Annotated in this window: 18 protein-coding genes; 13 read left to right on the forward strand and 5 right to left on the reverse strand. The window is 47.0% G+C overall.

Annotation, left to right across the window (positions count from 1 at the left end):
• Window positions 1-42: 42 nt before the first annotated feature.
• A complete protein-coding gene (gene yunB / locus ATH33_RS00435) occupies window positions 43-657 on the reverse strand; it encodes a sporulation protein YunB (protein ID WP_170151196.1) in 615 nt (204 codons plus the stop codon).
• A gap of 214 nt (window positions 658-871) precedes the next feature.
• Between yunB and cls the strand changes: the two genes are divergently transcribed.
• The 3 genes from cls (at window position 872) to ATH33_RS00450 (ending at window position 4,829) form a co-directional block, all read left to right on the forward strand.
• Window positions 872-2,329, forward strand: a complete 1,458-nt coding sequence (cls, locus tag ATH33_RS00440) for a cardiolipin synthase (protein ID WP_052186660.1) — start codon at window positions 872-874, stop codon at window positions 2,327-2,329.
• A gap of 144 nt (window positions 2,330-2,473) precedes the next feature.
• Window positions 2,474-3,304: an undecaprenyl-diphosphate phosphatase gene (locus tag ATH33_RS00445; protein WP_269747553.1), complete on the forward strand. Its 831-nt coding sequence runs from the start codon at window positions 2,474-2,476 to the stop codon at window positions 3,302-3,304.
• A 169-nt stretch (window positions 3,305-3,473) separates the two neighbouring features.
• Window positions 3,474-4,829 carry an alanine/glycine:cation symporter family protein gene (locus ATH33_RS00450; protein ID WP_062842849.1) on the forward strand — a complete coding sequence of 452 codons (1,356 nt, stop codon included), beginning with the start codon at window positions 3,474-3,476 and terminating at the stop codon, window positions 4,827-4,829.
• A gap of 42 nt (window positions 4,830-4,871) precedes the next feature.
• On the opposite strand, the gene ATH33_RS00455 is transcribed toward ATH33_RS00450, so the two are convergent.
• Together ATH33_RS00455 and ATH33_RS00460 are read right to left on the reverse strand one after the other, a co-directional pair.
• The gene (locus ATH33_RS00455) at window positions 4,872-5,828 is read right to left on the reverse strand and encodes an L-threonine 3-dehydrogenase (RefSeq protein WP_062842850.1); all 957 of its coding nucleotides are present in this window, start codon (window positions 5,826-5,828) and stop codon (window positions 4,872-4,874) included.
• A gap of 33 nt (window positions 5,829-5,861) precedes the next feature.
• Entirely contained in the window at window positions 5,862-7,052 is a 1,191-nt protein-coding gene (locus ATH33_RS00460) for a glycine C-acetyltransferase (protein ID WP_037994332.1), read from the reverse strand.
• A gap of 255 nt (window positions 7,053-7,307) precedes the next feature.
• Here ATH33_RS00460 and ATH33_RS00465 point away from each other — a divergent pair, with 255 nt between their 5' ends.
• From ATH33_RS00465 to ATH33_RS00490, 6 genes are all read left to right on the forward strand, one after another.
• The gene (locus ATH33_RS00465) at window positions 7,308-7,796 is read left to right on the forward strand and encodes an SRPBCC family protein (protein ID WP_037994334.1); all 489 of its coding nucleotides are present in this window, start codon (window positions 7,308-7,310) and stop codon (window positions 7,794-7,796) included.
• Between the two features lie 176 nt (window positions 7,797-7,972).
• Window positions 7,973-8,731: a BUD32 family EKC/KEOPS complex subunit gene (locus ATH33_RS00470; RefSeq protein ID WP_062842851.1), complete on the forward strand. Its 759-nt coding sequence runs from the start codon at window positions 7,973-7,975 to the stop codon at window positions 8,729-8,731.
• Window positions 8,732-8,849: 118 nt separating this feature from the next.
• A complete protein-coding gene (locus ATH33_RS00475) occupies window positions 8,850-10,058 on the forward strand; it encodes a cell wall-binding repeat-containing protein (RefSeq protein WP_121873930.1) in 1,209 nt (402 codons plus the stop codon).
• Between the two features lie 82 nt (window positions 10,059-10,140).
• The gene (locus tag ATH33_RS00480; RefSeq protein ID WP_231564581.1) at window positions 10,141-10,575 is read left to right on the forward strand and encodes a BlaI/MecI/CopY family transcriptional regulator; all 435 of its coding nucleotides are present in this window, start codon (window positions 10,141-10,143) and stop codon (window positions 10,573-10,575) included.
• A complete protein-coding gene (locus ATH33_RS00485; RefSeq protein WP_049719743.1) occupies window positions 10,572-11,363 on the forward strand; it encodes a M56 family metallopeptidase in 792 nt (263 codons plus the stop codon). Before ATH33_RS00480 ends, ATH33_RS00485 begins: the two co-directional genes overlap by 4 nt.
• Before the next feature lie 98 nt (window positions 11,364-11,461).
• Window positions 11,462-12,790 carry a hemolysin family protein gene (locus tag ATH33_RS00490; RefSeq protein WP_309485139.1) on the forward strand — a complete coding sequence of 443 codons (1,329 nt, stop codon included), beginning with the start codon at window positions 11,462-11,464 and terminating at the stop codon, window positions 12,788-12,790.
• A 31-nt stretch (window positions 12,791-12,821) separates the two neighbouring features.
• On the opposite strand, the gene ATH33_RS00495 is transcribed toward ATH33_RS00490, so the two are convergent.
• Window positions 12,822-13,652, reverse strand: a complete 831-nt coding sequence (locus ATH33_RS00495) for a sporulation protein (protein ID WP_170151197.1) — start codon at window positions 13,650-13,652, stop codon at window positions 12,822-12,824.
• Window positions 13,653-13,938: 286 nt separating this feature from the next.
• Between ATH33_RS00495 and ATH33_RS00500 the strand changes: the two genes are divergently transcribed.
• The 4 genes from ATH33_RS00500 to ATH33_RS00515 all read left to right on the forward strand — a co-directional run bounded on the left by ATH33_RS00500 (window position 13,939) and on the right by ATH33_RS00515 (window position 18,334).
• On the forward strand, window positions 13,939-15,234 hold the full coding sequence (locus tag ATH33_RS00500; RefSeq protein ID WP_062842854.1) for a homoserine dehydrogenase: 1,296 nt from the start codon (window positions 13,939-13,941) through the stop codon (window positions 15,232-15,234).
• A 139-nt stretch (window positions 15,235-15,373) separates the two neighbouring features.
• A complete protein-coding gene (locus ATH33_RS00505) occupies window positions 15,374-16,324 on the forward strand; it encodes an ABC transporter ATP-binding protein (RefSeq protein ID WP_062842855.1) in 951 nt (316 codons plus the stop codon).
• A complete protein-coding gene (locus ATH33_RS00510) occupies window positions 16,296-17,069 on the forward strand; it encodes an ABC transporter permease (RefSeq protein ID WP_037994344.1) in 774 nt (257 codons plus the stop codon). Before ATH33_RS00505 ends, ATH33_RS00510 begins: the two co-directional genes overlap by 29 nt.
• A gap of 257 nt (window positions 17,070-17,326) precedes the next feature.
• Window positions 17,327-18,334, forward strand: a complete 1,008-nt coding sequence (locus ATH33_RS00515) for an NADP-dependent oxidoreductase (RefSeq protein ID WP_255347160.1) — start codon at window positions 17,327-17,329, stop codon at window positions 18,332-18,334.
• A 183-nt stretch (window positions 18,335-18,517) separates the two neighbouring features.
• Here ATH33_RS00515 and ATH33_RS00520 read toward each other — a convergent pair whose 3' ends face one another.
• The gene (locus ATH33_RS00520; RefSeq protein WP_037994349.1) at window positions 18,518-19,174 is read right to left on the reverse strand and encodes a hypothetical protein; all 657 of its coding nucleotides are present in this window, start codon (window positions 19,172-19,174) and stop codon (window positions 18,518-18,520) included.
• Between the last annotated feature and the right edge of the window lie 70 nt (window positions 19,175-19,244).

The raw sequence follows: 19,244 nt of genomic DNA on the forward strand, positions 1-19,244 counted from the left end.
TGGGTGCAGGCGGAAAAAAGCCGTTTCTTTCATTATAACAGTCTAATCATTTTGGGGGATTGGATTCAGGCCAAAAGGATAAAAATCCGGCACTTCCCCCACGATCACTTGCCGGGCAATGGGCTGGTTGAATTTTAGGGTATAATGTTCATTGGTTAAAGGCAATAACGACTGCATTTCGATGACAGCCTGCAGGTTTACGGTAATCAAGGTGGTATTGATTCCTTTTCCTTCGATACTGGATGTAAAGGTGACATGCGGGGTTCCTTCGACCCAGATATGAACCGGGATATTGGGGCCCATATCGGCAAATATGCTGCTCTGCAAGATTTTCCCAAAAGAAATGTGTTTCAGCCGGTTCTCTTCTTTACTCAATTCTTTCAGAATCCGTTGCGTCACCACCTGATAGGCTTTGGCTTCCATCTGGCTGTTGAACTGGACCCCGGTGATCCGGTTTTGTTTGTCGACTTGCAAGGTGGCCACCGGGTTCACCTTTTGCTGCATTTCTTCAATGCCTTTTAAAAATGCTTTTTGTGCCGTTTTTTTGGCTTCTTCTTCAGCGAGAGCGACCAATACGGGTTTCAATTGGTGGTTCACAAAGGTATAACCAAGGTAACCGGTCAATACAGTGAATCCGAGAAAGACAAGAAAAATCATTGAAGATGGCTTCAAAAACGTATTGGAAGTTCTGAAAGACGAGCGGGCAAACCTCGGTCTTCTTTTGTGTGTTTTAAAGCGTCTTCTCGCAAACAAACGAATGCGTCGGGAAAAACGGGGACCGAATGACATGGCTATTTCTCTCCTTTTCATATGTTTTATATGGTTTGTTTGGAGAGTTTATGAAAAATATGGGAAAAGCGGAGGAAGTGGGATGAATTTCGTGGACATGGGTGTACATTCGCTTTCATTGTTAACCATGGTGAATATTCTGTTGGCGATCGTCATTATATTTTTAGAGAGGCGGAACGTGGCCACAACCTGGGCCTGGATTTTGATCCTGCTGTTTCTGCCTGTTGTCGGCTTTATGCTGTATATTATTTTTGGACAAAATCTGAGCAAACGGAAAATCTTCCAGCTCAATGCCGAGCACACCGAAGAGTTTGTCCGTAAATTATCCGTACAAGCCAAGGAGTTGGAGGAGCGGCGGTTTCAATTCCGGGATCCGGAGATTGAACAATACCAGCCCATTATTTACATGAATCTGGTCAGCGGATACGGGCTGCTCACCCAGGACAACGAAGTGAAAATATTCACAGACGGGAAGGAAAAATTCCATGCTCTTTTAAAGGATATTGATCAGGCCAAAGATCATATTCATCTGCTTTATTTCATCATTAAAAACGACGGGATCGGCAATCAAATTGTGCAAGCTTTAACCCGAAAAGCCAAAGAGGGGGTCAAGGTGCGCGTCCTGTATGATGATATGGGATCGGCCTGGCTGCCGCCCCGCTTTTTTAAACCGCTCATCGAAGCCGGGGGAGAAGTAGCTGCCTTTTTTCCTTCCAAATGGATTCCGTATTTAAACTTCCGGGTGAATTACCGGAATCACCGCAAAGTCGTTGTCATTGACGGAAAAATCGGCTATGTCGGCGGTTTCAACATCGGCGACGAGTATTTGGGATTAAGCCCGAAGTTTGGTTATTGGCGGGACACTCATCTCCGGATCAAGGGAAGTTCCGTGGATGCTTTGCAATCCCGGTTTTTCCTGGATTGGAACAATGCTTCGGAAAAGGAGCTCCGTTATGAAAAACGTTACTTTCCGGAAAAATCATCCCAAGGGACTTCGGCACTTCAGATTGTGTCCAGCGGTCCGGATTCCGAGTGGGAACAAATCAAAAACGGGATGATAAAAATGATTTATTCCGCCAAGGAACGCATAGATATTCAAACACCTTATTTCGTTCCCGACGACAGCTTGATGCATGCCTTAAAGATTGCTGCGCTGTCCGGAGTGGAAATCCGCCTGATGATCCCGAACCAACCGGATCACATGTTTGTTTACTGGGCGACGTATTCTTATATCGGGGAACTGTTGAAAGTGGGCGTGAAGTGTTTCATCTATGAAAAAGGATTTATCCATGCCAAAACCATCGTGGTCGACGGCAAAATTGCATCGGTGGGGACAGCGAATTTTGATGTGCGCAGTTTTAAATTAAACTTTGAGGTCAATGCCTTTTTATTTGATGTTCAGGTGGCCGGACGTCTGCAAACCATTTTTGAGCAAGATCTCAAAAATTCGCGGGAGTTGACGAAAGAGGTGTATAACCGGCGTTCCAACTGGATTCGATTTAAAGAATCGATTTCCCGGTTGCTCTCTCCGATTTTATAAAAAATAGTTATGAACATTTAAAAAATCTGTTGGACTTTTCATTGTCAAGAAAAAAGGAATTGTGCCATTATAGGAGATAGATTTTCTTTTTCCGAAGTCTTCACAGGAAATACATCACTAAGTCTGAAGGAAAAGGTGAGCGCATTGAACTTGTGGGAAATTTTTGTTGGGATCATCTTGGGGATGGTCGAAGGATTGACCGAATTTGCTCCTGTATCTTCAACAGGGCACATGATCTTGGTTGATGACATTCTTTTTAAAACGAAAGAGATTTTTTCCGAGCCGGTTGCCAATACATTCAAAGTGTGCATCCAGTTGGGTTCGATTTTGGCGGTGGTGATCGTCTTTAAAGACCGGATTCTGGATCTGTTGGGCTTGAAAAGAAAAGGATCCGAAGAAGGCGAAAAGAAAGACCGCCTGACCTTGGGGCAAATCTTTGTCGGGTTGCTGCCGGCTGCCGTGTTGGGCTTTTTATTTGAGGACTTGATCGATGAACATCTCTTTGGCATGTCCACGGTACTCGTCGGTTTGGTGGCCGGGGCGATCCTGATGATTGTCGCAGACTGGTTCCGTCCGACCAGACCGAGAGTGGAAACGTTGGATCAAATCAGTTACAAAGACGCATTTCTCGTCGGGTTGTTTCAATGTATTGCCTTGTGGCCCGGTTTTTCCCGTTCCGGTTCCACCATCTCCGGCGGGGTTTTGATCGGTTTGAGCCACCGGACTGCTTCCGATTTTACCTTTATCATGGCCGTTCCCATCATGGCCGGGGCGAGCAGTCTGTCTCTGATTAAAAACTGGGAGTATTTTACGGCGGATGCTCTTCCTTTCTTTATCGCCGGTTTCATCAGTGCATTTCTTTTTGCATTGTTGTCGATTCGCTACTTTTTGAAACTGATTAACAAAGTCAAGTTGGTGCCGTTTGCCGTATACCGGATTGTCTTGGCGGTAATCATTTATTTCTTGGTATTTTGATCCATTTTCTTGAAAGAAAGCTGCTCGATGGCGGGCAGCTTTTTTATTTGGCGGTTTCGCGAAATTGTGAACATCTGTTGAAAAAATGAAGGGGCCGTGATATTATCTTTTTAAATAAAATTATAAAAAAATTCATTCGATATGTGTTAGACAAAAAGGAGAAAACGGTATGGAATCATTTACTCAATGGTTGGATCAAATTTCGAATATGGTTTGGGGTCCTCCCTTGCTGGTTTTATTGGTGGGGACAGGCATTTATTTATCGATTCGTTTGTCATTTTTGCAATTTTCCCAACTTCCTTACGCTTTGAAAACCGCCTTTTCCTTGAAGCAGGATCATGAGTCGCAAGGGGATATTTCCCATTTTCAATCGTTGATGACCGCCCTTTCTGCGACGATTGGGACGGGAAATATTGCGGGGGTTGCCACGGCCGTGGTTGCCGGGGGGCCGGGAGCGGTGTTTTGGATGTGGATTACCGCGATTTTTGGCATGGCGACAAAGTATGCAGAGGCGATTTTGGCCGTGAAGTACCGGGTGGTTGGCGAGCGGAACGAGATGGCCGGCGGACCGATGTATTACATCGAACGGGGTCTGGGATGGAAATGGCTGGCGGTTCTGTTTGCCTTGTTTGGATCGATTGCCGCGTTTGGTATTGGCAGTATGGTGCAATCCAATTCCGTGGCGGAGTCGATGAAGGCCAGTTTTGGTGTGAATCCCTGGATTACCGGCGTTGTATTGACGGTGATCACCGGGATGGTGATTATCGGGGGCATCAAATCGATTGGCCGGGTGACCAGCTTTTTGGTTCCGTTGATGGCGATCTTCTATGTTTTGGGGGGGCTCCTCATCATTGTGCTTCATGTGGATCAACTGCCTTCCACCCTCGCCTTGATTTTTACGGATGCGTTTACGGGACAAGCGGTTGCCGGCGGAGCGATCGGGACGGTGATCCGCTATGGAGTGGCCCGGGGGGTATTCTCGAATGAAGCCGGGATGGGATCGGCTCCGATTGCTGCAGCCGCAGCCAAGACGGACCATCCGGGACGGCAGGCGCTGGTGTCGATGACGGGAACCTTTTTGGACACCATTGTTGTTTGTTCCATCACGGGAATCGGTCTGGTGATGGGCGGCTACTATGTCGGCAGCGATTTGACGGGAGCGGCATTGACGACCGAAACTTTTAACCGTTTGTTGCCGGGCCCGGGCGGATGGATCGTTACGATCGGCTTGATTTTCTTTGCTTATTCCACCGTGTTGGGATGGTCCTATTACGGCGAGAAATGTTTTGAATATTTGTTCGGTTCCCGGTCGGTCACGGGTTACCGGGTGGTCTTCACTTGTTCGGTGTTGTTGGGCTCGGGACTGAATTTGGCGTTGGTGTGGTCCATTGCGGATGTTTTCAACGGATTGATGGCCATTCCCAACTTGATCGGCCTGATCGGTTTGTCCGGCGTCGTGGTGGCGGAGTCCAAAGCGTTCACCCAAATCATCCGGCAAGAAAAAGAGAGATCTGAGAAAGAATGACAAAAGCCGTCTTCCCCGGAATCAGAGGGAAGACGGCTTTTTTTACGACAACACCGCAAATTTTTCTTGCAAACGGGTGAGCATGTCTTGGGTCATCTTTTCCAAGTCATATTCGGCATGAAAGCCCCACTCTTCTTTGGCGGCAGTGGCATCAATGGAGTCGGGCCAACTGTCGGCGATGGATTGCCGGACCGGATCCACCTGATAATCCAGTTGAAATTCCGGAATATGTTTGCGGATCTCCGCCGCAATTTCTTCCGGTTCGAAGCTCATGGCGGTCACATTGAAAGCATTGCGGTGTTTCAATTTGGCTGCGTCCGCTTCCATGAGCGTGATGATGGCATTCAAGGCATCCGGCATATACATCATGTCCATGTAAGTGCCCGGGGCAATATAGGAAGTGTATGCTTTCTTTTTCAGTGCTTCATAGTAAATTTCGACGGCGTAATCTGTGGTTCCGCCTCCGGGGGGAGCCACATATGAGATCAACCCCGGAAAACGCACACTCCGTGTATCCACGCCAAACTTGTGATAGTAATAATCACACAGCAACTCACCGGAAACTTTGTTTACCCCGTACATGGTGGTGGGGCGTTGAATCGTATCTTGCGGCGTATGTTTCTTGGGAGTAGACGGGCCGAAAGCACCGATGGAACTCGGGGTGAAAAATTGGCAACGAAGTTCCCGTGCCACTTCCAGTGCGTTGATCAGTCCACCCATATTGAGATTCCAGGCCATGAGCGGACGGTTTTCCGCGGTGGCAGACAATAATGCCGCCAAATGGATCAGGGTGTCAATTTGGTATTTTTTGGAAATATCGTACATGGCTTTGCCATCGGTCACATCCAGAATCTCAAACGGTCCGGAATGGACGACCGTACTGTCGGTTTCTCGGATATCCGTTGCAATGACATTGTGGTCTCCATAAATTTCCCTTAACTTTATTACCAGTTCCGAACCGATTTGTCCCAAAGCACCGGTAACCAATATTTTCTTCATGCAAAACGCCTCCTGCTGTCACAACTCGTCAAATTAAATGACGCCCATTTCTTTTCCCACTTTTTCATAAATCGCGAGCACGCGATCCAGCATCTCCCGGGTATGGGCCGCCGTCGGCATGTTCCGGACACGCCCGGTTCCTCTTGGAACAGTGGGGAAGACGATGGCTTTGGCATAAACGCCTTCTTCATTCAAGCGCCGGCTGAATTTCTGGGTGAGCACTTCATCGCCAATGATGCAAGGGGTGATCGGGGTTTCACTTTCACCGATATCAAAGCCCAGTTCCTTCAAGCCATTTTTCAGATAGCGCCCGTTGCTCCACAATTTGTCATGCAGTTCCGTACTGCTCATCAAAATCTCGATGGCTTTGATGCATGCAGCCACATCGGCCGGTGGCAGGGCGGTGGAGAACAAGAACGGACGGCTGCGGACTTTTAACCAGTCAATCAACAGCTTTTTGCCCGCGACATAACCACCGACGACGCCGATCGCCTTGGACAAGGTTCCGATTTGGAAATCCACTTGATCGGACAGTCCGAAGTGTTTCACCGTGCCGGCCCCTTTACCCAGGACACCCGAGCCGTGTGCATCGTCGACATAAGTGATCAGGTCAAAACGGTTGGCGATTTCCACAATCTCCGGCAACTTGGCGACATCGCCGTCCATGGAGAAAACGCCGTCTGTGATGACCATGATTTTTTTGTATTGTCCCGATTCTTTGGCTTCTTTTGCCTTGGCATACAAATCATCCATGTCGGAGTGATTGAAGCGGATGATTTTTGCTTTGGAAAGGCGGCAACCGTCAATAATGGATGCATGGTTCAGTTCGTCGGACAAGATGGCATCATTTTTATCCATCACGGCAGAAATTGCGGCCATATTGCAATTAAAGCCGGATTGATAAGCGATTGCCGCTTCTGTATTCTTAAATTCAGCAAGTTTTTCTTCCAACTGTACATGAAGACTCAGGGTTCCGTTGATGGTGCGAACGGCACCGGCACCGACGCCGTATTTTTGAACCGCTTCCAATGCCGCTTCTTTCAGGCGTTCGTCTGTTGCCAAACCCAAATAGTTGTTGGAAGAAAGATTGATCAATTCCCGGCCGTCGATTTCGATCACGGGTCCGTTGGGGCTTTCCAGCGGATCAATCACGTTGTAAAGGCCCCGGCTTTTTAAATCCTCCAAGTTGTCATGTAAAAACTGGTCTAATGTTTTGCTTGCCATGGCAACTCCTCCTTGCGCCATCCGTGTTTTCTTGAGCACAAACACATATGTCCGCATGACGAGGACATATTAAGGTGCGTCGGTCTTTTTATATCAACGTTTCTGATACTAATTTATCATATTTTCACAAAAATGTTTACTCACAGTGGACAAAAACAAACAGAGAGAAGCAGGCAGAAATCAAACATATTTTCTCCATCGACAGTGGAAAAATTCCAGTAAAATAAGATTAGATCAGGAATAAGGGGAAACATCATGAAACCACTGAAACAAAAGAATAAAGACACCATCTGCATTGAACATGTGTCCGTTTTTTATGTTCAGGCACCGCCGGAGTTTTGCTTTTCCAAATTAACGAATGAAAGAATCCGCCGCCGGGCCCATCAGGATGTGTTAGAGGTGGAGATGGAGCCGGAAGTGGGGGGAGTGTTCAGGATCACGTACGAAAAACCGGCCGGAACGGAAACCATCCAAATGAAAATTGCCGAATATGCTCCTCCTTCCTTATTAAAGACAACCGTTTCCACGGAAGAGGAAAACCTGACGCATACTTACCGGCTCAAACGGGTGGAAGCAGGAACCCGGCTCACGGTCATTACACAAAGAACCAGGAAATGGAATTGGTTGAACGGCATTCTTTATACCTTATTCAAAAGAAGAATGGATCAAAAAATGAATCATTATTGGAGTCGGTTGGCAGTGGAGATCGAAAAAGAATTTCAAGAGCGGCATTTATTCTCCTGAAGAATTCGGAAGCGTTTACCGGAGATGCCTTGTGTAAAGGGAAGTTTTCCGGTGAACGCTTTCGTTTGGCAACCCGCTGTGTTCATCGTTTGTTCATATTCGCGGGGGCAAAAGAGGTTTATTCCGTGGGAGAAACGAGAAATACTCAGGTAGAAAACATGGAGGAGGAAATGTAGGTGATCCAAAAACAGAATTTTGCAACGGATAAAGGAGCCATCCGCCATTTGGAGGCGTTGATTGAAAGCGGGAAAATCGAGGAGTATCCCCTGCTTGGGGAAGGGTTGAGCGGAAAAGTATATGATTATGACGGATTTGCAGTCAAAGTGTATAAAGAAAATTACAGCGAGAATGATGATTACAAAACATTGAGCGGTTTAAACGGCCATCCCGCATTTCCGGCATTTCATTACATCGATCAAAGAAAGCGGTGGATGGTGGTCGAGAAAGTGGACGGATTCACACTGGCGGAGGCCGTCCGGTCCGGAGAAAAGCTGGACAGCCGGACTTATGCGCAGATCGAGGAAATTGTGGAGGATTGTTATGACGAAGGAATCATCCCGTCTGATCTCCATCTGAACAATTTGATGTTGGACAAGGACACCAACCGGATCCGGGTGATTGATACAGGGCGTTTCTTTTTTACAGAGGACAAAGAGGCTTACCGGTCCCGCATCGGGGAGGAACTGGAATGTTTGCAATATCACTGCGGATTGTTCGGCAGCCTCTTTTCCTCATCCCGGCACAAGCACCGCCGCCGGCGTAAATATTCCAGCTCTTACCCGCGCCGTTACAAGTATTCGAGTTCTTACCCGCGCCACCACAAGTATTCAAGTTCATATCCGCGCCGTCGCCGTTATTCGTCTCCGTTTTTTTCATCATCGGACCGTTACCGCCATCGCAAATATAAAAAATATTTTTCGTTTTCCAGTTCCTGACCGAAGATGTCCCGAAGGGGGCGTCTTTTTTGTTGAATCATCCCCGTCAAACTACTACAATGATGTAGTATAAAATGTTTCGACTGTAAAAAGGGGAGAGAAAATGAGGAGAAGACGGATGGTATGGATGGCGATCCTGGCCGTGGCGATGCTGATGGCCGGTTGCGGTTCCCGGGGGCAGGAACCGGACCGGCCGGAAGGCGCCGGACAATGGGTGCTGCAAACCAAGAATGTGACGCGGGTGAATGAGGATGATCCGGTCAAGGCTGCGGTTCTGATTTCCCGGATGATTTGGCCGTCCACGGATGCGCAAAACCGGCCGGGAACGGTATTGATTGCAGAAGATGGCAAAACCAAACTCAATTTGCCGTCGGTCACTCTGGTGCATCATCCGAATAACGGGCCGCTGTTGTATGCCAAAAAAGATCAGATCCCGCAAGAGACGCTGGATGAAATCAAGCGGCTTCAGCCGGCCGGAAGTTCGATGAATCAGGGAACCCAAGTGATCATGATCGGTTCTTTTGCTCCCAAGGCCAAAAAACAAATCACGGATGCAGGGTACAAAGTGGATGTCATTCACGGGGAAGATCCTGCTGAAATGGCCCGGCAGCTGGACGCTTACTATGCAAAAGTAAACGGGGGAGAGTATCCTAAAAACGTGATTGTCGGTTCGGTCGACCGGCTTGACTACACTTTGCCGGCAGCCGGCTGGATCGCCCATATGCCCGAGCCGTTGCTTTATGTCAGCAAAGATGCGGTTCCGGAAGCCACCCGGCAGGTACTTCAACAACGGAAGGGGCAAGCAAAAATATATTTGCTGGGGCCGGAACAAGTGATTTCCCCCAAAGTGGAAAAAGAATTGCAGTCCTATGGGGAAGTGGTCCGGATTGCAGGAGATGTTCCGGAAGAAAATGCGATTGCCTTTGCCAAATTCAAAGATGAAAAAACCGGATTTGGCTGGGGAGTGACCGAACCCGGGCATGGCTTGACCTTTGTCAAGAGCGGTTCATTGGACACCGCCATTGCTTCGGCTTCGTTTGCCCATCTTGGAAAACATGCCCCCATGCTTGTTTTGGAGGGGAACGATTTATCCGCGGCGCTGCAACAATATTTAACATCACTTCAGCCCGGGTATGAGAAGGAGCCGACTGAAGGCCCTTACAATCACGCCTATCTGATCGGTTCCGAAAAATCGGTTCCGTTTGCGGTTCAAGGGAAAATCGACCGTTTGCTGGAGATTGTGCCCAAAAGCGGCGGGTCCGGACATGAGGAGCATATGCCCATGCAGGGAAACAACGGGCATGGCGAACATATGGGACATCATTAACGAACATGGTTGAAAGAACTCCGGTAGCCGGAGTTCTTTTTTCGATGGAATTTTTCCACCGAAAGGTTTGGAGGCTGATACAATGAAGAAAGAAGGAGAGGAAACGACGATGATGACAGAAGAACAACACAAGATGTTAAGCAAATTATTCGGTCCTTTGGAGCTGGAAGTCCTGAAAATCATTTGGCAAAAAGATTGGCAAACCGTGCAAGAGGTGTTGGATCAATTGCCGGCGCACAAGCATTACGCTTATACAACCATTATGACGGTGATGAACCGCCTCCACCAAAAAAGCGTGTTGAGCCGGAAGAAAAAGGGAAAGAGATATCTTTACAAAGCACGTTATCAACCGGAAGATTTGATCCGTCATTTTTCCTCTCATACGATCCAAGGTATCTTGGATGATTTCGGGGATATTGCGATTGCCCAATTTGTCGATGCGGTGGGCAACGCACCGGACGGACTGAGAAAGTTGAAACAGTTGTTAAATGAGTTAGAGGAAGGGGAACGAAAATGAGTTCGTTCCAAAAGCTTTTTGCCTTTACCGTGGGATGGGGTGTTTTCAACTGGTTTGCGGCCGGATGGATGGATCACTGTTGTGACAGGTTTTTTGGGGAGTCCCGGTGGATCCATCATGATCTTGTGCAGGGGATTTTCATCCTCAGTCTGATGATTTTTTCCGTCCGTTCGGCAACGATTCTGATCCGAACAAAACGAAAGATCAACCAACTGTTAAAATGGCAATCCGATGCCTTTTTCCCGTTGGTTCACCAGATGCAAAAGAAGACCTCAATCCCGTTTAAGGTGGTGAAACATCCTCAGCCTTTTGCCTTTGCGTACGGATGGTTCCGCCCGCAAATTTTGGTGAGCGAAGGAATGATGGAAGCGCTTCATGAGGAAGAGCTGAAAGCCGTGTTGGAACATGAGGTTTATCACTGCAAACAAAGGGATCCGTTAAAAATATGGTTTGCCAAAAGTGCATCTGCCGGGTTTTTTTATTTTCCATTAATCAGAACCTGGTCAAAACAATATGATTTAGAAAAGGAACTGGCTGCCGACCGGCATGCCATCGGGCAATGCGGTTTAAAACCGTTGGCTTCCGCTCTTTTGAAGATTTTGGAACAATCTTCCCCCGTGTCTTCCATTCATGGGTCGGCCGGCTTTTCCTCTGCATGGATGGATGTCAGGATCGACGGTTTCATGAAGAAGACACCAGTGATGAAACAGCAGAAGCGGGATTACTACCTGACCTTGTTGGTACTGGTGATCTTGACGATTTGCCCGGTTTATGATTTCATCAAATGATCAACGCCCATGAGAAAAAATGCGTTATAATAAGATTTGATTTCTTTTTACTTCATGATTTTTGCGGTGTTTAATAGGGGGAAAAAGATTTGGACGAAGTGATAAGTATTATATTGAAATTAATCCTGGTGCTTTTTCTCGTATTTTTAAACGGCTTTTTTGTTGCTGCAGAATTTGCCATTGTCAAGGTAAGAGCGACGCAACTTGCCAATATGAAAGGACGCCGTGCTCAGGTAGCCAAAAAAGTTGTAAAGAACTTGGATGCATACTTGTCAGGAACGCAGTTGGGAATCACCCTGGCTTCGCTTGGATTGGGATGGGTTGGTGAGCCAGCCATTGCAAGAATGATTGAACCGGTGCTTGCTTACTTCGGCATGCCCGGCTGGGTCATTCATACCATTTCCGCGGTGATCGGATTTTTGATCATCACATTTTTGCATATTGTTTTGGGGGAAATGGCTCCAAAATCCCTGGCCATCCGCCAGTCGGAGCAAACAACCTTATGGACGGCAACACCGCTCAATTGGTTTTACAATTTGTTTAAGCCTTTCATCTTTATTTTGAACTCTTCAGCCAATTTGGCGTTGAAAATAATCGGTGTCGACGGAAAAGCGGATCAGCAAGCGCATACGGAAGAAGAAATCCGGATGCTGATCGCGCAAAGCCATAAAAGCGGAGTGATTGACAAAACCGAATTGACGTTGTTTGATAACGTTTTTGACTTTACGGAAAGAATCGCCAGGGAAGTCATGGTACCAAGGGTGAAAATGGTTTGCCTTTTTGAAGGAAATTCGTTTGAAGAAAATTTTGAAATCATAAAAGAAAACCATCATACCCGCTTCCCGGTTTGCGGTCAGGATAAAGACGATATCAAAGGGATAGTGCACATCCGTGATATTTATAAATACATTGCGGAAGGGGAAAAACCGGATATTTCCCAAATCATCCGCCCGGTGGTGGTGGTGCCGGAAACCATGGAGTTAAAGGATATTTTCCATAACTTGCAAAAGAATCGCGTGGAAATGGCGATTGTTGTGGATGAATACGGCGGAACCTCAGGGTTGTTGACAACCGAAGATATCATTGAAGAGATCTTTGGAGAAATCCAGGATGAATTTGATAACGAACTGCCGTTGATCCAAAAAGTCGGAGAAGACACATTGATCGATGCCAGCTTGTTGATCGAGGATGTCAATGAACATTTCAACATTTCGATCGAGGATCCGGATAATGACACCATCGGCGGTTGGCTTTTCTCCGAGCTGGATAAAGTGCCGGAGGAAGGGGATCAAGTATCGTTTGACAAGTGGGTGTTTACCGTCAAAGAGATGGATCAGTTGCGTATTTCCCGGATCATTGTCTCTCCGCTGGATTCAAAGGAACCACATCAAGAAGATGCCATGGAGAAAGCTCCATTGGAATCATGATTGCAAAAAAGGCTTGGCGATGGATTCGTCGTCAAGCCTTTTTCTGATTGATCACCCAGTCCGGGTGTTCATAATGCTCCGACCACTCTCCGGCAAAAGCGCCGATGGACCCGGGGAGAGAACAGTATTTTTTATAAAACATTTCTTTGCTTTGTTGACAGTGCTCCGGATAATACACCATTTCCCATAAAGATGCCTGCAAAAAGTTTTTCAGCCGTTCCGGTTGATTGAACCATTCGCGTTTCAACTTGATTTCCCGGCAAGCCGCCAGAGATGGCAGTTGTACCAACATATAAACCGTTTCCTTTCCGATGGCAACAGCCATTTCTAATTCACGGACTTTCTTTTTCAAAAAAGCAGTGGGATTAAATTCAAACGTTTGCATTTTTCCATCATAGCTGCGGGAGCCGTATTTTTCATGGAACCCCAATTGCTCCAAAGCATTTAACAAAGGTTGAAAAGAACGGGGCGGGGTGATAATGACCGGATCGGTTTTTGTGTATTTCTCACCGGTACCCACTTCCAGCCGGGTGACAAATTGATAGGAGACGGTATAACCGGAAACGAGCAGGTTTGCAGGCAGTCGAAAAGAAAAAGGAAACGTGATTTCTTCCGAGGGACGAACAGAGCATGGAGAATGAAACGGGAATGATGCAATGGAATAGGAATGCACTTGTTGTTCCATCCGGATATGAATCATCAGATCGGTCGCGACCTGGTGGATTTCTTGATCAATGATGCCTCCGCGAACCAATAATTTTCCCTTCACTTGATCTCCCAAATGCACTCGATCCTTTTCCAGAATCAAGTCTGTCTGTGCTCCGCCCTTCCCCATTTTGGCCAATAAGGTTTTAAACATCATAAGCGAAAAAACCCCCTTATTGAAATAGACAAGGACTTCGCCGGTTTTTTTCTCTTTATGCCAAAAAAACGCTTTCATGATCTTGTATATAGTAATCTTATCAAATTTATAAGAGAAAAAAATGACAATATTAAGAAGAAACCATCATCTCCTGTTTTTTCTTTTTCATATCGGTTGCTAATTTTTTTTGAATTCGTTATACTGTCTCCATACGGAAAACATATGTATTTCTACGGAGGACAAAACCTTCTTTTGTCCATTGTTTACATCAAGCGGGAGGGAGAATATGGTAAGACAAGCCGTCAAAGTGGGTCTATTGGGATTGGGAACTGTCGGACAAGGGGTCGTGCGGATTATTTCGGATCATCAACAGGATCTGTATAAAGAGACCGGGCTGCATGTGGAAATTCATAAAGTCCTTGTGCAAGACCTGCACAAAAAAAGGGAAACCGATGTGAATCCGGATCAAATGACCCTTCATCCGGGGGAAGTGATTGAAAATCCGGAAATTGATGTGGTGATTGAAGTGATGGGGGGCATTGAACCGGCAAAGGAATATATTCTGACGGCTCTGAAAAGGAAAAAACATGTGGTTACTGCGAACAAGGATTTGATGGCTCTTTATGGGGCGGAGATTTTGCGGGTGGCACAGGAAAATCAATGCGATGTTTATTACGAGGCCAGTGTGGCCGGCGGGATTCCCATTTTGCGGGCGTTAATGGACAGCTTTTCCTCCGACCGGATCCACAAGATCATGGGAGTGGTCAACGGGACGACCAATTACATTTTATCCAAGATGAGCCAAAACAAAGCAAGCTTTGAGAACACTCTTTCAGAGGCGCAAAAGCTGGGGTATGCGGAAGCCGATCCTTCTTCCGACGTGAACGGGTGGGATGCGGCATATAAAATGTCCATCTTGTCCACGCTGGGTTTCCACATCGCTGTCCATCCGGATGAAGTGGATGTGCGGGGGATTACAAAAGTTTCCATGGAGGATATCGAGTTGGGCAAAGATCTGGGCTATGAATTAAAACTGCTGGGTTTGGCCAAACGGGACCACGATAAGGTCGAAGTGAGCGTTCAACCGACATTCCTGTCCCAAAAACATCCGCTCGCTTCCATCGACGGGGTGAATAATGCCATTTTGATCGAAGGGGAAGCGGTCGGGGAAACCATGTTTTACGGCCCGGGGGCAGGTTCATTGCCGACGGCGACATCCGTGGTGTCTGATCTTGTGACGATTATCCGGAATATGAAACTGGGCGTCAACGGGCAAAGAATGGTGGCGCCTTATGAAACCAAACGATTAAAAACCGACCAAGAGAAAGGATCAAAATATTTCTTGCGGCTGGTGGTGGCCGATGAGCGGGGAGTGCTGGCCCGGCTGACTCAACTGTTTGCGGAAAACCACATTTCCATGGAGCAAGTGATTCAAAAACCTTATAACGGAGGTTACCGTGCGGAAATTATTTTGGTGACACATGAAGCGGTCAAAGCCGATTTAAACCGGGTACTTGCCTCCATCCATCAACAGGATGGCATTTCTGAGCTGAAAAGCTGTTACCCGGTGTTGGAAAGATAAGCGGCAAAATTTTTTATCCGGCACCGTTCCTTTGAGAGCGGTGTTTTTGTTTGGTTCGTTCATCAAACGTTTCCTTGTCACTCTGTGCGGTTTTGTTACAATTTGAAAGACAAGGCCGTTGGATGAAGGAGAGAAAAACATGGACCGGCAACCGATACTTGAGATCAAAAATATATCCAAATCGATTGCAAAACAAAAGGTGATTGACCAAGTTTCTTTTGATGTTTACCCGGGAGAGGTGTTTGGCTTGCTTGGCCCGAACGGTGCGGGAAAAACAACGTTGATCCGGTTGATTGTCGGTTTGATGAAGTTGGATCAGGGAGATGTGTTCATTGACGGATATTCAGTCCGCACCCAATTTCAAAAGGCGATCCGGCCGGTCGGCGCCATTGTGGAACGTCCCAAGTGGTATCCCTTTTTAACCGGGTATCAAAATTTACGCCTTTTTGCGCGGATGATGCCGGATGTCGAAAAAGAGCGGATCGATGAAGTAATCGCTTTCCTGGATCTTGGCGATTCCGTTCATGATCCGGTGCATACCTTTTCCCCGGGCATGCAACAACGTTTGGGATTGGCACAGGCGATTCTTCCCAAGCCCCGCCTGTTGATATTGGATGAGCCCGTCAACGGTCTCGATCCCATAGGAATCCGCCGGTTGCGCGATTTATTGGGCAAGCTGGCAAGGGAACAAAAAACGGCCGTGCTCATATCCGGACACTTGTTGTCGGAAATGCAGAGGATGTGTGACCGGTTTGCGGTGATGAATGCGGGAAAATGCGTGGCGGTCCGCTCGCTAAAGAGAGAACCGGACAAGGAAGAGGAGGCAGGTTGGGTCCGTTTTGAAGTGGATTCGCTGGAAAACGTGAAAACCGCCTTACAAGAATTGAATTGGGAAAAGGAATTTGTGCCTGTCCCCAAGGGATTTGAAATCATGTTAAAAAAAGGACAAATTCCGGAGTTCACTGCCGAATTAATGAAACAAGGAGTCAAAGTTTACGGAATCGGGGTGGTTCATCAGACCATGGAAGATCAGTATTTGGAAATGATTGAAGGTGAAGCGGATGGTCCACTGGAACCGGCTTGTACATAATGAGTTGATGAAAATTTTTCTGAGGACCCGTACATCGGTTTTCTTTATAATTCTTTTGCTTGCCGGATTTGTCATGGCGTTTGTCTGTTTGTTTTTGCAATCCGTAAGCGGCATCAAGGAAGATGTCTGGGGATTTTTTCTTACGAACACTTTTCTTTTGCCGGTGGTGGAATTGTTTGCTTTGATCATTGCCGCGGATGCCGTCAGCAGTGAATATGCCTGGGGGACGATGACGTATCTTTGGATTCGCCCGGTTTCCCGTTTGAAAATCTTGTTGTCCAAGTATGCCTCGGTTTTACTCTTGTTGCTGGCAGGGGTTTTGTTGCTGGCGGGGACTTCCGCCTTGTACGGATGGGTTTTTTTCGGTTCACCTGTCCGGGGAGATTCGGGGATGCTTTTGGCGCGTGCCCTGGTGATCTACGGATGCAAGTGGGTGGAAATGGTGATGATGGTGACCATGGCTTTTGCGATTTCGGCCTTGACAACCAAAAATTCGCTGTCCATCGGACTTACCCTGTTTCTGTATTTCACCGGGTATTTTTGGGTGGAATTGCTCCGGGGGTTCGATGTCCAATGGGGAAAATATCTTCTCTTTGCGAATGTGGATTTGGCGAATTATATTTTTGGAGGATTCCCGGCATTTGACGGGATGACCTTGGGCTTCTCATTGGTGATGCTTGCGGTTCACTATGTCTTGTTTATTTTCTTGGCTTGGTGGGGATTTGCGAGAAGAGAGGTGATCTGATTCAACAGGTTGCTTCTCTTCTTTCGGCAAATACCATCCGTCTCCCAATGCTTGATACTTGTCGCGGTTTTTCCGGTGCAGCGGGCAAAAGTCACAACGGCCGCCCGGACGCTGTTTGTAGCACTCAAGGCAACGAATCGGCTGCATCGCGGTCATCACATCCCTTCTCATTTTCATTTTATTTGAAAAGCCGTTTGAATGAAACAGGTTGCGGGAATAATATCGTTATTAAATGTCGAATGAAGGGGGAGTTATCCGTGGGGAAAGAGAGAAACCAAAAAATTTTGCTGGCCAGACGTCCTCAAGGAATGCCGGTGCCTGAAGATTTTGCATGGGTGGAAGAGGAGATTCCTCAACCGTCAAGCGGTGAGGTTCTGGTCAAGACGTTATATCTGTCCGTCGATCCTTACATGCGCGGGAGAATGAACGACCAAAAATCGTATGTACCGCCTTACCGGCTGAATGAAGTGATTACCGGCGGAGTGGTCGGTGAGGTGATTGCATCGGAATCCAAACTGTTTGATGAAGGAGAGATTGTCCTCGGCAATTACGGTTGGCAGAAATTTGCCGTGGCCGGGGAAGATGAATTGACCAAGGTGAATCCGGATCTGGCTCCGATTTCCACCGCTCTCGGCGTTTTGGGCATGCCGGGGCTTACCGCTTATTTTGGACTGATGGAAATCGGACAGCCCAAGGAAGGGGAAACGGTGGTGGTCTCCGGTGCCGCTGGAGCCGTCGGCATGACCGTGGGACAAATTGCCAAAATCAAGGGTTGCCGAGTGGTCGGGATTGCCGGTTCCGGGACGAAAGTGGAATTTTTGAAGAACGAATTGGGTTTTGATGCCGCGATTAACTATAAAAAGACGGACTCCATCCGGGAAGAACTGAAAAAAGCTTGTCCCGACGGGGTGGACATCTATTTTGACAACGTGGGTGGGAACATTTCCGATGCAGTCCTTTCATTATTAAATCATCAGGCCCGGATTCCGCTCTGTGGACAAATCTCCCTGTACAATCTGGAAAAACCGGATATCGGACCGAGAATCCAGCCGCAATTGTTGATTAAAAGCGCTTTGATGAAAGGATTTATCGTTTCCGATTACGCCGACAAATTTGATGAAGGGTTAAAGCAGTTGGCAGAATGGGTAAATGCCGGCCGGCTGAAATATAAAGAAAACATTGTGGAAGGATTCGAAAACACCGTCGATGCCTTTTTGGGGCTGTTTCACGGAGAGAACCTGGGAAAACAGATTGTCAAAGTTTAAAAACCGGTTTGCTTATTATGATCAAAGGGACCGTCGCAGCCGACCGGTCCCTTCCGCTGTGTCAAAAGGGAGTGGCCGAAAGCGGCGTCTCCCTCTTTTTTGGAAGGATTTGAAAAATATGATCACCTGCATACAAAAAAGCCTTTTCTCCGCATCGTGGAGAGAAAAGGCAGGCAAAACGGATTATAAGGATGGATTGCTGTTGCTTTTATTCAAAGGCTGTCCTGTGACTTCCTCGCTGAAGCGGCCCCAAGACTGATTAAATTTTTGAATGAGCGTTTCCGTTTCTTTCTCCAATTTCTTTCTTTCCTGATTTAACGATTCAAATTGGTCTTTGGGAGGCGTATTTTTCTTGGCGATGGCGGTGTAGTAATTTTTATTCGCCGTCAAAATCCCGATATTCACTTCGGCCAGTCTGGATTCACGCTGAACCAGCTGTTTAAACAAATTTAAGGTGTCCTTTGCCATCTGACCTTTGTCACCGGACATTTCTTCCGCTTTTTTCATCAATTGGTCCAGTTGCTTCAGGGCTTTTTCTTCTTCTGTTTGATAGTTGCGAAGTTCAGCGATCACTTGGTCCATATCGCTTAAGAGCGCTTTTAACTCATTGGGATCGGCTTTTCCCGTTTCTTGAATGCTGCGTTGAAATTGGTTCATGCTTTTTTCCATGTTTTTATAATACGTTTCCATCTTGTTCCGGGTATGTTCAGTGTCATTGTGTTGCACGACCAACTGTTCGATCGACTCAACCAGTTGGTGTGAAAGCTGGTAATCGGCGAAGACTGAACAACCGGATGCAAGAAGGAGTGTGCAAACAATCAGCAGAGTTTTTTTCAACATGGTACTTCCCTTCCCTATGATCAAGCAATGATTTTATCATACTGAATGCCTGTGGTGAATTCAATTGAAA

It is taken from the genome of Thermoactinomyces vulgaris (genome assembly GCF_003688725.1).
Taxonomy (GTDB): domain Bacteria; phylum Bacillota; class Bacilli; order Thermoactinomycetales; family Thermoactinomycetaceae; genus Thermoactinomyces; species Thermoactinomyces vulgaris.

Coding starts and splice junctions, on each gene's coding strand:
- yunB (WP_170151196.1), bottom strand. CDS start 657: ATGATTTTTCTTGTCTTTCTCGGATTCACTGTATTGACCGGTTACCTT.
- cls (WP_052186660.1), top strand. CDS start 872: ATGAATTTCGTGGACATGGGTGTACATTCGCTTTCATTGTTAACCATG.
- ATH33_RS00450 (WP_062842849.1), top strand. CDS start 3,474: ATGGAATCATTTACTCAATGGTTGGATCAAATTTCGAATATGGTTTGG.
- ATH33_RS00455 (WP_062842850.1), bottom strand. CDS start 5,828: ATGAAGAAAATATTGGTTACCGGTGCTTTGGGACAAATCGGTTCGGAA.
- ATH33_RS00460 (WP_037994332.1), bottom strand. CDS start 7,052: ATGGCAAGCAAAACATTAGACCAGTTTTTACATGACAACTTGGAGGAT.
- ATH33_RS00465 (WP_037994334.1), top strand. CDS start 7,308: ATGAAACCACTGAAACAAAAGAATAAAGACACCATCTGCATTGAACAT.
- ATH33_RS00475 (WP_121873930.1), top strand. CDS start 8,850: ATGGTATGGATGGCGATCCTGGCCGTGGCGATGCTGATGGCCGGTTGC.
- ATH33_RS00480 (WP_231564581.1), top strand. CDS start 10,141: ATGAAGAAAGAAGGAGAGGAAACGACGATGATGACAGAAGAACAACAC.
- ATH33_RS00485 (WP_049719743.1), top strand. CDS start 10,572: ATGAGTTCGTTCCAAAAGCTTTTTGCCTTTACCGTGGGATGGGGTGTT.
- ATH33_RS00495 (WP_170151197.1), bottom strand. CDS start 13,652: ATGATGTTTAAAACCTTATTGGCCAAAATGGGGAAGGGCGGAGCACAG.
- ATH33_RS00500 (WP_062842854.1), top strand. CDS start 13,939: ATGGTAAGACAAGCCGTCAAAGTGGGTCTATTGGGATTGGGAACTGTC.
- ATH33_RS00505 (WP_062842855.1), top strand. CDS start 15,374: ATGGACCGGCAACCGATACTTGAGATCAAAAATATATCCAAATCGATT.
- ATH33_RS00510 (WP_037994344.1), top strand. CDS start 16,296: ATGGTCCACTGGAACCGGCTTGTACATAATGAGTTGATGAAAATTTTT.
- ATH33_RS00520 (WP_037994349.1), bottom strand. CDS start 19,174: ATGTTGAAAAAAACTCTGCTGATTGTTTGCACACTCCTTCTTGCATCC.